Source organism: Bradyrhizobium sp. UFLA06-24, assembly GCF_054967145.1.
This window is the reverse complement of sequence record NZ_JADFUE010000028.1, coordinates 46,696-59,320: the sequence shown is the minus strand read 5'-3', so window position 1 is coordinate 59,320 and position 12,625 is coordinate 46,696. Positions and strand designations below refer to the sequence as shown.

9 protein-coding genes and 1 pseudogene are annotated in these 12,625 nt (G+C 64.8%); 5 read left to right on the top strand and 5 right to left on the bottom strand.

Annotated features, from left to right (window positions below; translation table 11 throughout):
* Position 1 precedes the first annotated feature (1 nt).
* Positions 2–931 (top strand): CobW family GTP-binding protein, encoded by a 930-nt coding sequence (locus IF809_RS22350; protein WP_462838539.1) that lies wholly within the window; start codon positions 2–4, stop codon positions 929–931.
* Here IF809_RS22350 and IF809_RS22345 read toward each other — a convergent pair whose 3' ends face one another.
* Positions 932–1,327, bottom strand: a complete 396-nt coding sequence (locus IF809_RS22345) for a GFA family protein (protein WP_462838538.1) — start codon at positions 1,325–1,327, stop codon at positions 932–934. It abuts the gene before it with no gap.
* A gap of 92 nt (positions 1,328–1,419) precedes the next feature.
* A complete protein-coding gene (locus IF809_RS22340) occupies positions 1,420–1,797 on the bottom strand; it encodes a tautomerase family protein (RefSeq protein WP_462838537.1) in 378 nt (125 codons plus the stop codon).
* A 158-nt stretch (positions 1,798–1,955) separates the two neighbouring features.
* On the opposite strand from IF809_RS22340, the gene IF809_RS22335 reads away from it, so the two are divergent.
* A complete protein-coding gene (locus IF809_RS22335; RefSeq protein WP_453993008.1) occupies positions 1,956–2,555 on the top strand; it encodes a TetR/AcrR family transcriptional regulator in 600 nt (199 codons plus the stop codon).
* Here IF809_RS22335 and IF809_RS22330 read toward each other — a convergent pair.
* Both IF809_RS22330 and IF809_RS22325 read right to left on the bottom strand, forming a co-directional pair.
* Entirely contained in the window at positions 2,552–2,956 is a 405-nt protein-coding gene (locus IF809_RS22330) for a hypothetical protein (protein WP_453993006.1), read from the bottom strand. The two genes, IF809_RS22335 and IF809_RS22330, sit on opposite strands and share 4 nt — an antisense overlap.
* A 12-nt stretch (positions 2,957–2,968) precedes the next feature.
* Complete coding sequence (locus IF809_RS22325; RefSeq protein WP_453993004.1) at positions 2,969–3,469, bottom strand: hypothetical protein; 501 nt, start codon at positions 3,467–3,469, stop codon at positions 2,969–2,971.
* A gap of 419 nt (positions 3,470–3,888) precedes the next feature.
* On the opposite strand from IF809_RS22325, the gene IF809_RS22320 reads away from it, so the two are divergent.
* Together IF809_RS22320 and IF809_RS22315 are read left to right on the top strand one after the other, a co-directional pair.
* Complete coding sequence (locus IF809_RS22320) at positions 3,889–5,574, top strand: methyl-accepting chemotaxis protein (RefSeq protein ID WP_453993002.1); 1,686 nt, start codon at positions 3,889–3,891, stop codon at positions 5,572–5,574.
* Positions 5,575–5,671: 97 nt separating this feature from the next.
* Positions 5,672–7,354 carry a methyl-accepting chemotaxis protein gene (locus tag IF809_RS22315; protein ID WP_453993000.1) on the top strand — a complete coding sequence of 561 codons (1,683 nt, stop codon included), beginning with the start codon at positions 5,672–5,674 and terminating at the stop codon, positions 7,352–7,354.
* A gap of 66 nt (positions 7,355–7,420) precedes the next feature.
* Here IF809_RS22315 and IF809_RS22310 read toward each other — a convergent pair.
* Positions 7,421–8,966, bottom strand: a pseudogene (locus IF809_RS22310) (alginate export family protein).
* A 265-nt stretch (positions 8,967–9,231) separates the two neighbouring features.
* Between IF809_RS22310 and IF809_RS22305 the strand changes: the two are divergent.
* On the top strand, positions 9,232–12,537 hold the full coding sequence (locus IF809_RS22305) for an acetyl-CoA carboxylase family protein (RefSeq protein WP_462838536.1): 3,306 nt from the start codon (positions 9,232–9,234) through the stop codon (positions 12,535–12,537).
* The last annotated feature ends 88 nt before the right edge of the window (positions 12,538–12,625 follow it).

Here is a 12,625-nt window from a genome sequence, read left to right as displayed (position 1 = left end):
CGTGCCGGTGCCCATTCTCCTGGTGACGGGCTTTCTGGGGGCGGGCAAGACGACGGTCGTCAATCATCTGCTGGCCAACGCGGAGGGGCGGCGGATCGCCGCTGTCGTCAACGATTTCGGCGCGATCAACATCGATGCCGAGTTGATCGCGGGCGCGAGCGACGGAGTGGTGAGCCTCAGCAATGGCTGCATCTGCTGCTCGCTTGAAGGTGATCTCCTGCGCACGCTCTCGATGTTGCTGCGGCGTGATCCGAAGCCTGAGTACATCGTCATCGAAACCAGCGGTGTCGCCGATCCCGCCGATATCGTCCGCAACCTGATGGACCCCGTCATCCTGCGCGAGGCGCCGCTGGAAACGGTACTCTGCGTGCTGGATGCGACGGCTCCGCCAGCTGCTCTGGACGACGCGCTCCAGCGTTCGCAACTCCGCGTCGCCGATATCGTGGCGCTGAGCAAGCTGGACTTGGCGGACGAGGGCGCAGGGACGCGGATGCGCGCGGCGATCCGCGCCTTGCGCCTCCCCGCCGTGGTGGTCGATGCGCGGCATGGCGAGATTCCGTCGGCGCTGCTGTTTCCCCCGAACGTCGAGCGTGCGCCCGCGCCGCGCGATCCCGGGCCGAAACGACCGGCAGAAGAGCGCTTCGAGACGCTGAGCTGGACCTCGGAGCAGCCGCTCTCGCTGCCGCGATTGCAGCAGGCGATCGGGCGTCTCGCGCCCAAGCTGGCGCGGGCCAAGGGCCTGTTCGAGAGCGTGGAGCAGCCCGGACGTCTGATGGTGTTCCAGTTCGCCGCCGGCCGGGCGACGCTCGCCCCTGGCGATGTGCCGGTAGCAGGCGCGCCGCGGGCACGCTTCGTCTTCATCGCCGAGCTCAACGTGCTCTCGCGAGCCGAGCTCGACGGGATCATGGCAAATTGCGTCGCAGCCGGGTAGTCAATCCTCCACCGGCAAGCCATCACCGTGCACATACCACTCCGCGCGCGATGCCCAGTGGACATGGCGGTCAGGCATTGCACCCAGCGGTTCGTCAAAGGCTCCGGCGTGGATGATGGCCTCGCGCCGGCTGCGCGTCAGGTGCGGCATTGGGCTGCCGCAAACCTTGCAAAATGCCGTTGCAAAACTTCGCGCATTGGGCAGATCGAAGCGTACGACGGATGTCTCGCCGCGCAACCAGCGCAGCGCGCCGGCCTTGACGATCACCTCGCAGGAATGCGCAGTTCCGGTCGCCTTGCGACAGCGCGAACAATGGCAGTTGAGGAAACGCTCGAACGGACCCTTGACCTCGAATGCGACTTCGCCGCACAGGCAGCTTCCCCGGAACATAGCCATGTCACCTTCCTTTTGCGGCGATGGTTGCTCCGCGGCCTATCAGACCCTTCCGGCCGGCAATTCTCAAGAGGATGTTGGCAGCTCCGGCACGCTCACGCGAACTGCGCGATGCCGTGGCCGACGGACCAGTTCTCCGCGGGCGCGTCGAGCACGTTGACGAATACATCCTCGGGACGGATGCCCGGGCTGTCGCCGAGCAGCTCTGCGATGCTTCGATACAGCGCCTTCTTCTGCTCGGCGGTGCGCGAAGCGAACACGGTGATCTGGATCAGCACGGCGTCGTCGCTGCGGTCGACGCCGTAGGCATTGCCGCAGCGGAAGTTCGTAGGCGAAAATTCGCTGATGGTCATGAACTCGTCGCCTTCAGGCACATTCAGCGCCTCGCGCATGGCGCGATAGAGGCCGTCGAGGATCGCCTTCCGGTAGGCGTCCGGCTTTCCGGCACGCATCGAGATATGAAGGAGGGGCATCAGCTGGTTCCTTTGCATGCGGGCCCGATCGGCAGGCGTATCCAAGCACCAACTGTTCGGCCATTGACGAAACGGGCTATCAATCCCAGCTAGTTTTTGACACGATGTCTAGAAATCATATTCTTGACGCGATGTCAAATATCGGTGGGGAGCACCACTTGAGACCGCGCGAATTCGATCACGACGATGTCCTGCGCATCGCATTCGACCAGTTCTGGCGCAAGGGCGTGCGCGGCACCTCGCTGTCCGACATTGCGCGCGATGCCGGGGTCCAGCGCGGCAGCCTCTACAATGCCTTCGGCAGCAAGGAGGCGCTGTTCCTCCAGGCCTATGAACGCTATGCCGGCGATTATCTCGCCGCCCTGCAGAAGGCGCTCGGCACCGGCTCACTCCGTAAACGCCTCACCGCGTTCTTCGATCTGACCATCACCAATTTCCGGTCCGGTTCACCGCCACGCGGCTGCCCGACCACGCGCGGCCTTATGGAGCTTGGCGCGGCGGAAGGCGAAGGACTCGACGAGGAGGCGCGCAAGGCTTTCGCAACTCTCATCTCGCGCATCACCGCGCTGGTTCAGGATACGCTGGTGGCGGGCGCCGAACGCGGCGAATTCAGCGGCCATCCCGCGGCCGCGGCGCTGCACATCATCACGGTGACGCGCGGCCTTGCCGTGCTCGAGCGCGCCTACGATGACGAGCCGCAGTTGCGCAGGATCGCCGCTCACACGATCGACCTCGTGCTCGGCAAGACCGGGCGTTAGCAGACCGCAAGCGCGTTGACGGCCCGAGTGGCCGCAACTTGCTGCTCGAGGCCGACGAGCTGGCCGACGACAATTTTGAGTTCGCCAGCCTCCTTGCCGCGCGCCAGGGCCAGGAGCCGCATCAACTCACCCTCGTCCTTTGACAGCTTCCGGCACGACGGCGGCATGAAGCACAGCTCGCAAGGACGTCCGCTGCGCAGGATCCTGACCAGCGCGGCCACGCGGGCGACCAGCAACGGACTGTCGGAAATGCCGGGCGCTTCGTCGGCGAAGCGATAGGCCGCCTCCCAGCAATCGGAGGCACCGGTCGCATAGGCCGCGCCGATGAATCGGAACAGCGAAAGCGCGACGCGACAGAATTCATCGCAGCCTTCGACACTTCGCGGCTTGTCCTGCGTCATGCGGCGATCTCGTCAGTGCAAGGTGGGGCTTCCGACGAACCAGCTCTGCATCGTCATCGTCCGCGCGACGTCGAGCGGACGAATTTGTCGATCCGGCAGGATGAGACCGGCCATGCGGAAGATTGTCGCGAGCCCCCTGACGGGCACGAGCGCCCAATCGGCGCCGACCGGCGGCAGCCAGCACTCGAACTGCTGGCGTGCGACTTCGATGCGCTCCTCTTGCGCCGCCGCGATCGCGCGCAAGATTCCGTGCTCGCTGCCCGACATCTTCGGGCAGGTGGGACAATGAACCTCGATGGGCGTATGTGCCGTGCACGCAAAGATCTCGACGATGGCCTCCAGCGAAGGCACGGCGTCGCCGACGCGAAAATGGTCGTACACATGCTGGATATCTGCCGCGGTCGGAACTGCGGTCCCGCTGCGCGCCTTGGCACGAAATCCCCAGATGAGGAGCCGCTCTGCTGCGCACAAGGCGGAAAGGGAGAGCGTCCTGGTATCCGTCGATCGATGCATGAAGCCTCCGGCTGGCTGCGCTCTGTGGCGATCGTTCTGCCAGCGGCACGCGCAAGTCAACGCCGCGAAGGGCGATATCGAGGTCTTCTAGAATTCGAGCAGTGGCCCCGCGCGCCGATCCATGCGACAGACCCTGCAAGAGCTCGTGTTCAACGAGCCCGGTTTTTTGAACCGTTCAAATCAGGGAACCGGGACGGGAGCTCACGTCGGCCACGCCGCTTCACCGCGATGGTCCTGCTTCAGAGCGTGCGCGCCGTACCATATTGCCGCAGACGCCGGAAACAAGCGTGGCGCATGGCCTGATTTACGACGCCTTAAGGCGGGCCAAGGCATATCGAATCCATTCGGGCGATGGTCGGGTCGCCCCCGCTTGACGGCATGCGGCGCGCGCTGGCGGCTTGCCTTTAGAGAGAGAAACTGTGCTCAACCAGATTTCGATCCGAACAAAACTTCTGAGTGCCGTACTTGCGATGGCCGTGGCGATCTGCTGCGTGACCGGCATCGCGCTGTGGTCGATGTACCAGCGCATGTATCAGGACAGGGTCAACGTCCTGAAAGCCATGGTCGACGCCGGCTACAGTCTTGCGGAAAAATTCGAGGCCGCTGCGGTCGCGGGACAATTGACCCGCGACGAAGCTCAGGCCCGCTTCAAGGATGCGTTGCTCAAGATCCGATATTCGGGCGACGAGTATCTCTTTGCCCATACCTACGATCAGGTGGGCTTCGCTCATCCCAGCCCGAAATTGATGGGCAAGGACGTCTCCGGCATCAAGGACAGCAACGGAGTTCCCGTTATCCCGGCGCTCCTCGACATCGTGCGCAAGCAGAACGAGGGTACCTACGCCTATGACTGGCCGCTGCGCCAGGACGATCCGAAGACGGCGGTGAAGCTGTCCTACGTCAAGGGTTTTGCGCCTTGGAAGATCTTCATCGGAACCGGCGTCTTCGTCGATGACATCTGGACCGACTTCATGGCGATGGTCTGGAAGATCCTCGGCATCATCGGACTGCTCGCGTTTCCGGCGATCGGTTTGGTCGGACTGGTCGGTTTCGCCGTCAGCCGCAGCATTCGCGGCGTCAGCACGGCGATGCAGGCGCTGGCCGATGGCGATCTGTCGATCGACCTCCCCGAAGCGCAGCGGGCCGATGAAGTCGGGCAGATGGCGCGTGCCACGACATATTTCCGCGACCGGATGGCCGAGAGCGAGAAGCTGCGCGCCGAGCAGGAGCGATTGCGCTCGGATACCGCCGCCCAGCGCAAACAGGACATGTACCGTCTCGCCGATGATTTCGAGCACGCGATCGGCGCAATCATCGAAACCGTCTCGCAGGCGGCAGGCAAGCTCGAGACCTCGGCGGACACTCTGACGTCGAGCGCCGACAGATCACAGGACCTCGCCAAGACGGTGACTGCGGCTTCGGGCGAAGCTTCGACCAACGTCCAGTCCGTCGCGGCCGCGACCGAAGAACTCAGCTCCTCGATCACGGAGATTAGCCGACAGGTGCAGACGTCGGCCCGCATGGCCGGCGAAGCCGTCGCGCAGGCGCACAAGACAAACGAGCGGGTCACCGAGCTCGCGAGAGCTGCCAGCAGCATTGGTGACATCGTTGCGCTTATCAACGGGATCGCGGCGCAGACCAATCTGCTGGCGCTCAACGCCACCATCGAGGCCGCGCGGGCGGGCGATGCAGGCCGCGGCTTCGCCGTGGTTGCTTCGGAGGTGAAACTGCTGGCCGAGCAGACGGCCAAGGCGACCGGTGAGATCAGCGAGCAGGTCAGCGGAATGCAGGCGGCAACCGGCGAGTCGGTCGCCGCGATCAAGGAGATCGGCAACACGATCGGCGGCCTCTCGGAAATCGCGTCTGCAATTGCCGCAGCCGTTGAGGAGCAGGGCACGGCCACGCAGGAGATCTCGCGCAACATCCAGCAGGCTGCGCATGGCACCCAGCAGGTGTCCGCCGGTGTTTCCGACGTGCAGCGCGGCGCGTCCGAGACGGGGGCGGCGTCATCTCAGGTCCTGTCAGCGGCTCGGTCGCTCGCCGCCGACAGCGCAAGCCTGAAGCAGAAGGTCAGCTCGTTCCTTACCTCCGTCCGCGCGGCCTGAGCAGGTCCGCGTTTCGGGGAACCGAAAAGTTTAAGGCTTCGCTAAGGAGGTCGGGATAAAATGGCATATCAGCCCCGCCCAGTCCTTGCGAGCTCCGATGATTTTCTCCCGCATCAGTTTCAAGCTGGTCCTCATTGTCGGCATCAGCCTGCTCGGCATGATCGCGCTCGTGCCGATCGCGCTGTCGACCCTGCGCAGCCAGATGGTCGCCGACCGCCAAGCCAAGACGCAGCACATGGTCGATGTCGGCTACGGCATCCTGGCGCACTATCAGAAGCTCGAGAGCGACGGGAAATTTTCGCGCGAGCAGGCGCAGGCGGCTGCGATGGCCGAGATCAAGAGCCTGCGCTACGACAAGGTCGAGTATTTCTGGATCAACGACATGACCCCGAAGATGGTCATGCATCCGATCAAGCCCGAGCTTGACGGCAAGGATCTCGCCGGGATGAAGGACCCCTCGGGCAATGCGCTGTTCCTCGGCTTCGTCGACGTCGTCAAGAAACAGGGCGCGGGCTTCTACAGCTATCTCTGGCCGAAGCCCGGCTTCGAACAGCCGGTCGGGAAAATCTCCTATGTGAAGGGCTTTGCGCCCTGGGGCTGGATCATCGGCACCGGCATCTATCTCGACGATGTCGACGCCGTGTTCCGCCAGGACGCAATGACGTTCGGGCTCGTGTGCCTCGCGGTGTTCGTGCTCGTGCTTGGCGCTTCCTTCGTGATCGGCCGCAGCGTGACCCGGCCGCTCGCGACGATCACCGGACTGACCGAGCGCCTCGCCGCCGGCGACAGCGCGTTCGAGGTGCCCTACACCAACCGTCGCGACGAGGTCGGCGGGCTCGCCAAGGCGCTGGCGGTGTTCAAGGACAATGCCGCGGCCGTGGGCCGGATGCATGCCGAACAGCAGGAGACGAAGCAGCGGGCCGACGACGAGAAGCGCAAGACCATGGCCGAGCTCGCCGGCAGGTTCGAAGCGAGCGTCCAGGCCGTGGTCCGCGACGTCTTCAGCGAAGCGCGCGCGATGCAGCAGGCTGCGCAAGGCATGTCGGAGACCGCGAACAAGGCGACCGACCGCGCCAGCTTCGTCGCCACCGCCTGCCAGCAGGCGTCTAACAATGTGCAGACGGTAGCCTCCGCTGCCGGGCAGTTGTCGGCCTCGATCACCGAGATCAGCCAGCGCGTGGCGCAGGCGGCAACCGTCGCCGACAAGGCCGCCGCCGACGGCCAGCGTACCAACGACACCGTGCAGGGGCTGGCCGCGGCCGCCCACAAGATCGGCGAGGTGATCGACCTCATCAACCAGATCGCCTCGCAGACCAATCTGCTCGCGCTCAACGCCACCATCGAAGCCGCGCGCGCCGGCGAGGCCGGCAAGGGATTTGCCGTGGTCGCGAGCGAGGTGAAGTCGCTGGCGAGCCAGACCGCCAAAGCGACCGACGAGATCGGCGCCCAGATCACCGCGATCCAGGCCGAGACCAATCAGGTCGTCGGCAACATCGAGAGCATCCGCGCCACGATCCTGGAGGTCAACGAGATCTCCTCGTCGATCGCAGCCGCGGTCGAAGAGCAGGGCGCCGCCACACAGGCCATTGCCCACAGCGTGCAGGAAGCGGCCTCCGGCACCGACCAGGTCTCGCAGAACATCTCCGGCGTCACCGACGCGACCGCGGAGACGGGCCAGGCCGCGGGCCTCGTGCTGCAATCGAGCGGCCGCCTGACCGAGAAGCTCCAATCGCTGGAGAACGAGGTCAGCGCCTTCGTTGCGGGCGTGCGGGCGGCGTAGGTTCTCCGCCTTCCCGCTTTGCTCCGTTCTTGCGGGGAGAAGGGGGGAATCTCTTGGCGCGGGCCCTCACCACCGCCACATCGCCTGAAGCCGGTAGTAGTCGAAACTGCGGCCGCCGGCGTCACGGATGTACTGGCCGGCATAGATGTGGGCATAGAGCGCGTGCAATTGGAGGAAGCGGTTGGCCTCCCAGGTCATGTCGACCTGGCCGATCTGCGCCACGTCAAGCGCCTTCGAGCCCTTTGCGGTGATCAGCGTTCCGATCGGACCATAGACGGAGTCGGCCACGGTGACCTTGCGAACGAAATTCCAGTTCGCTCCGAGCACGAGACCCGGGGCGATCAGCATCTGCACGTAGGGCTGGATGTTGGTCGCATTCGAGACCGAGAGCAGCGACATTTCGGAGATCACGCTGGCCGCCGGATAGGCGCCGGTGAAGTTGTGAAATACGCCGCTGTTGAGATTGTCGTCGCCGGAGGCGTAATGCGCGCGAACCCCCAGCTTGGGCGTGACTTTGCGGCGGAGAAGGTCGCGCGGTGCAAAGCGGTAGCCGACATCGCCGAATGCGCCATAGGCGGAGATGGCTGCCGAGCCGAACGAGCCCCACTGGTAGGTTGCCTCGCCGATCAGCTCAAAACCCCGGACACTGGACGCGATCCGGGCGCCTCCGCTCCAGCGATCCTCGGCCGCCGTTCCCCGCGCGTAGGTCACGCTGGCCTGCTGCCGGCCACACGTAAGCATCGACCGTTATCGGAATTCCGAACGGGCTGCGCACCGTGGCGTAGCCCCCGCGAAAATATTCGCTGTTCAAGGTGGCGTCGTCGAAGCTGCCGGGCAGGATGTTGACGGGATGCGCGGCGAAGGCGCGCAAGGTTAGCATGCGATCGTTGTACTCGGCGAGGAAGCCGTCGAACGATCGCCGGATATTGGTGGGATCGCGGACCGACAGCCAGCGGGAATCGCCGAGATAGAGCTCTTCGCGTCCGCTCCGCACCATGAAGTTGCCGCCTGCCATCGGCAGGACGACGTCCACGAAACCCTGGCGCAGGTCCGGCGCGCTCTGGTCGTAGGCGCGCTGCACCGGGCGACCGTCCTCGTGCGAGGTGTCGAACTGGACGAAGGTCCGGAACACCTGCCCGATGTGAAGATCGAAATCGAGCAACAGCCGCTCCTGGTTCGATGCCCAGTCAAACCCGCTCTTGCCTATCCCGAACAGATAGGGGCTGTAGCCGTCGAGCCGGTAGCGCGCTTCGCCGCCAAGCGAGAGCCAGCTGCCTGGCAAGCCCGGCAGCGGAATGTATTTGATCTGCTCCCAGGCATCGCGTTGCCGCTTGTTCGCGAGATAGGAGTAGTCCTCCTGCCAGCGATAGAGACGGAATGGCTTTGCTTGGGCGGCGGAGACCTCGGCGGCTTCGTCGTCCTCTTCGTCCTGCGCGCGGGCGGGCACCGCGAGTGAGGCGAACAATATTGCCGAACCGATCAGTCCGACTGCGAGACGGCGCGCGATGCCGCGACACGGCACGCTGCTCTCGGGGTGCAGCTTCGCGAACCCCGGTGATTTCGATCCGCCGGGCCCGCACGTGACCCGTCTTCGACACTGCAACGCAACCATCAACGCCCCCGCTGCGCCGCTATCAAACTTATGCGGCACCACGATTCCTCTCCCAATTCTTTCTGGGAACAGAGCATCCCCAGCACGAACTGCAATCGCGATCTTGGTCGTAGCTTCCGCGCAGTCCTGGTCGGCACGCGGATATTCCGGCTCGCGGGAGCCGCCGCTTGCGACCGGCTTTGTTGCCCTTGACGTCTGGCACTAAAGTGCAGAAGCAGGACAATCGAACCCGTCGATCCGCCACGCGGGCCATGGAGATCTCCGAATGTCGTTCTCGAAGCTGCTGATCGCCAATCGCGGCGAGATCGCCATCCGCGTCGCGCGTGCCGCGGCCGATGCCGGCATCGCGACGATTGCGATCCATCCCGCCGACGATGCGCTCTCACTGCACGTGCGTGTAGCCGACGAGGCGCTCGAAATTCCCGGCCGCGGCGCGCGCGCCTATCTCGACATCGAAGCTGTGGTAAAGGCGGCGACGAGTGCCGGTTGCGATGCAGTGCATCCCGGTTACGGCTTCCTCAGCGAGAACGCGGCGTTTGCCAAGGCCTGTGCGGATGCGGGCCTTGTCTTCGTCGGACCGAAGCCGGCCGCGCTCGAACTGTTCGGCGACAAGGTCGCGGCCCGGCAACTCGCGAAGCGTTGCGGCGTGCCTGTGATCGCCGGCACCAGCGGGCCGTCGTCGCTCGATGAGATCACGTCGTTCTTCAACTCGCTGGGCAGCAGCGCGGCAATCGTGATCAAGGCGATGGCCGGCGGCGGCGGCCGCGGCATGCGGGTGGTGGAGAATGCGAACGATCTTGCGGAAGCCTATGCGCGCTGCCAATCCGAGGCCAAGGCGGCGTTCGGCTTCGACGGTGTCTATGCCGAGCGGCTGATCCGGCAGGCGCGCCACATCGAGGTGCAGATCATCGGCGATCATCACCGGGCGATCTCGCATCTCTGGGAGCGCGAATGCACCATCCAGCGCCGGCACCAGAAGCTGATCGAGGTGGCGCCGAGCCCCTCGCTGAGCGATGGCTTGCGCGGTCGCATCATCGAGAGCGCGAAGCAGCTCGCCGCGGCTGCGGCTTACGACAATCTGGGGACCTTCGAGTTCCTGGTCGACGGCTCCGCCGAGGACAGCTTTGCCTTCATCGAGGCCAATCCGCGGCTCCAGGTCGAGCATACCGTGACAGAGGAGGTGCTCGGACTTGATCTCGTTCGCGCCCAGCTCGCGGTCGCATCAGGCGCGACACTCGATTCGCTCGGTCTGGCGCAGGCGTCGATCCCAAGACCGCGCGGCTATGCCATGCAACTGCGCGTCAACATGGAGACGCTTGACGTGTCAGGCGCGACGCATCCGACCGGCGGCGTGCTCGCCGTGTTCGAGCCGCCGTCCGGCCCCGGCGTCCGCGTCGATAGCTTTGGGTATGCCGGTTACAAGACCAGTGCGGCGTTCGACTCCCTGCTGGCCAAGGTCATCGTTCATACGCCGGGTGAAGCCTGGCACGACATCGTCGCCAAGGCCTCGCGTGCCCTGCGCGAATTCCGAATCGAGGGCGTCGTCACCAACATCGCCTTCCTCCAGGCCGTGCTGGCGCATCCCGATTTCAGGACCAACCGCATCGCGACCGACTTCATCGATCGCAACATCGCCAAGCTGGTCGAGTCGGCGGACGGTGCAGCCAAGCCGCTCTACTTTGCCGCGACCGAGCACAGAGGCACACACACCGCCGAGACGCACGTTGTGGAAGCCGTGCCTGAAGGTGCCGTGATGGTCGCGGCACCGTTGCAGGGCACCATCGTCACCATTCAGGTGAGGGAGGGCGAGGTCGTCCGTCCGGGCCAGCAGCTCGCCGTGATCGAATCCATGAAGATGGAGCATCTCGTCATGGCTGAGCAGGGCGGCCGTGTCATGAAGCTGACCGCCGGTGACGGCGTCACGCTGCTGCATGGCGAGCCGATCCTCTATCTTGAGCCGCTTGATGTTGCCGCCGACGCATCGGCAGCGGAAGCCGATGTCGATCTCGATCACATCCGTCCCGATCTCGCCGAACTGACCGCGCGCCAGGCCAACACGCTCGATCAAAATCGGCCGGCCGCGGTCGAGCGTCGCCGCAACACCAATCAGCGCACCGCGCGCGAGAACGTCGCCCAGCTCGTCGACGACGGCTCGTTCATGGAATATGGCAGCCTCGCCATCGCTGCCCAGCGCCGCCGACGCAAACTCGACGATCTCATCAAGAACACGCCGGCCGACGGCCTCGTGATGGGCATTGCCACCGTCAACGCCGAAAAGTTCGGCGCGGACGCCGCGCGCTGCATCGTCGTGGCCTACGACTACACCGTGCTCGCGGGCACGCAGGGCCACATGAACCACAAGAAGATCGACCGCATGCTCACGCTTGCTGAAGATTGGCGCGTGCCGATGGTGTTTTACGCCGAAGGCGGCGGCGGCCGGCCCGGCGACACCGACCGGCTCGGCATGACCGGCCTCGACGGCCCGTCCTTCGTGCAGTTCGCAAGGCTTTCCGGCCTCGTGCCTGTCATCGGAGTCGTCTCAGGCTATTGCTTCGCCGGCAACGCCGCAATGCTCGGCTGCTGCGACGTCATCATCGCCACCAAGAATGCCTCGATTGGCATGGGTGGCCCGGCCATGATCGAAGGCGGCGGTCTCGGCGTCTATCACCCGGCGGAAGTCGGCCCTGTCTCGTTCCAATCGCCGAACGGCGTGATCGACATCCTGGTCGAGGACGAGGAAGAAGCTACATCGGTTGCGCAGAAATATCTGTCCTATTTCCAGGGCGCGGTGACGGAGTGGGAGGCCGCCGACCAGCGGCTGCTGCGTCGTGCCATCCCCGAGAACCGGCTGCGCGTCTACGACATCCGCGGTGTGATCGATCTCGTCGCCGACAAGAACAGCGTGCTGGAGCTGCGCCGCGACTATGGCGTCGGCATGATCACCGCGCTGATCCGCATCGAAGGCAAGCCGTTCGGCCTGATCGCCAACAATCCGCGACATCTGGGCGGCGCCATCGATGCCGATGCCGGCGACAAGGCCGCGCGCTTCCTCCAGCTCTGCGACGCTTTCGATCTGCCTGTCGTCTCGCTCTGCGACACGCCCGGCTTCATGGTCGGTCCCGAGGCCGAAAAGACCGCGATCGTGCGCCACGTCTCGCGCATGTTCGTCACGGGCGCGAGCCTCACCGTGCCGCTGTTCGGCATCGTGCTGCGCAAGGGCTATGGCTTGGGGGCGCAGTCGATGATCGGCGGCGGCTTCCATGCCTCGTTCTTCACCGCGGCCTGGCCGACCGGGGAGTTCGGCGGCATGGGTCTGGAAGGCTATGTCCGTCTCGGCTTTCGTAAGGAGATGGAAGCGATCACTGATCCCGAGGAGCGCGAGACCTACTACCGCAACAAGGTCGCCGAACTCTATGCCAACGGCAAGGCGGTCTCGATCGCCTCGGTGTTCGAGATCGACAACGTCATCGACCCCGCCGAGACGCGGCGCTGGATCATGGCGGGGCTGCGGTCGGTGCCCAAGCCGCCGGCGAGGACGGAGAAGAAGCGGCCTTGTATCGACACGTGGTGAGGGCAGTGCAGCAATAGCTGCATCCCGGTTCCCGATTGACATCCCAGCCTGAGGTGCCAGACTTTGCACAATAATACAGGGTGGAGAC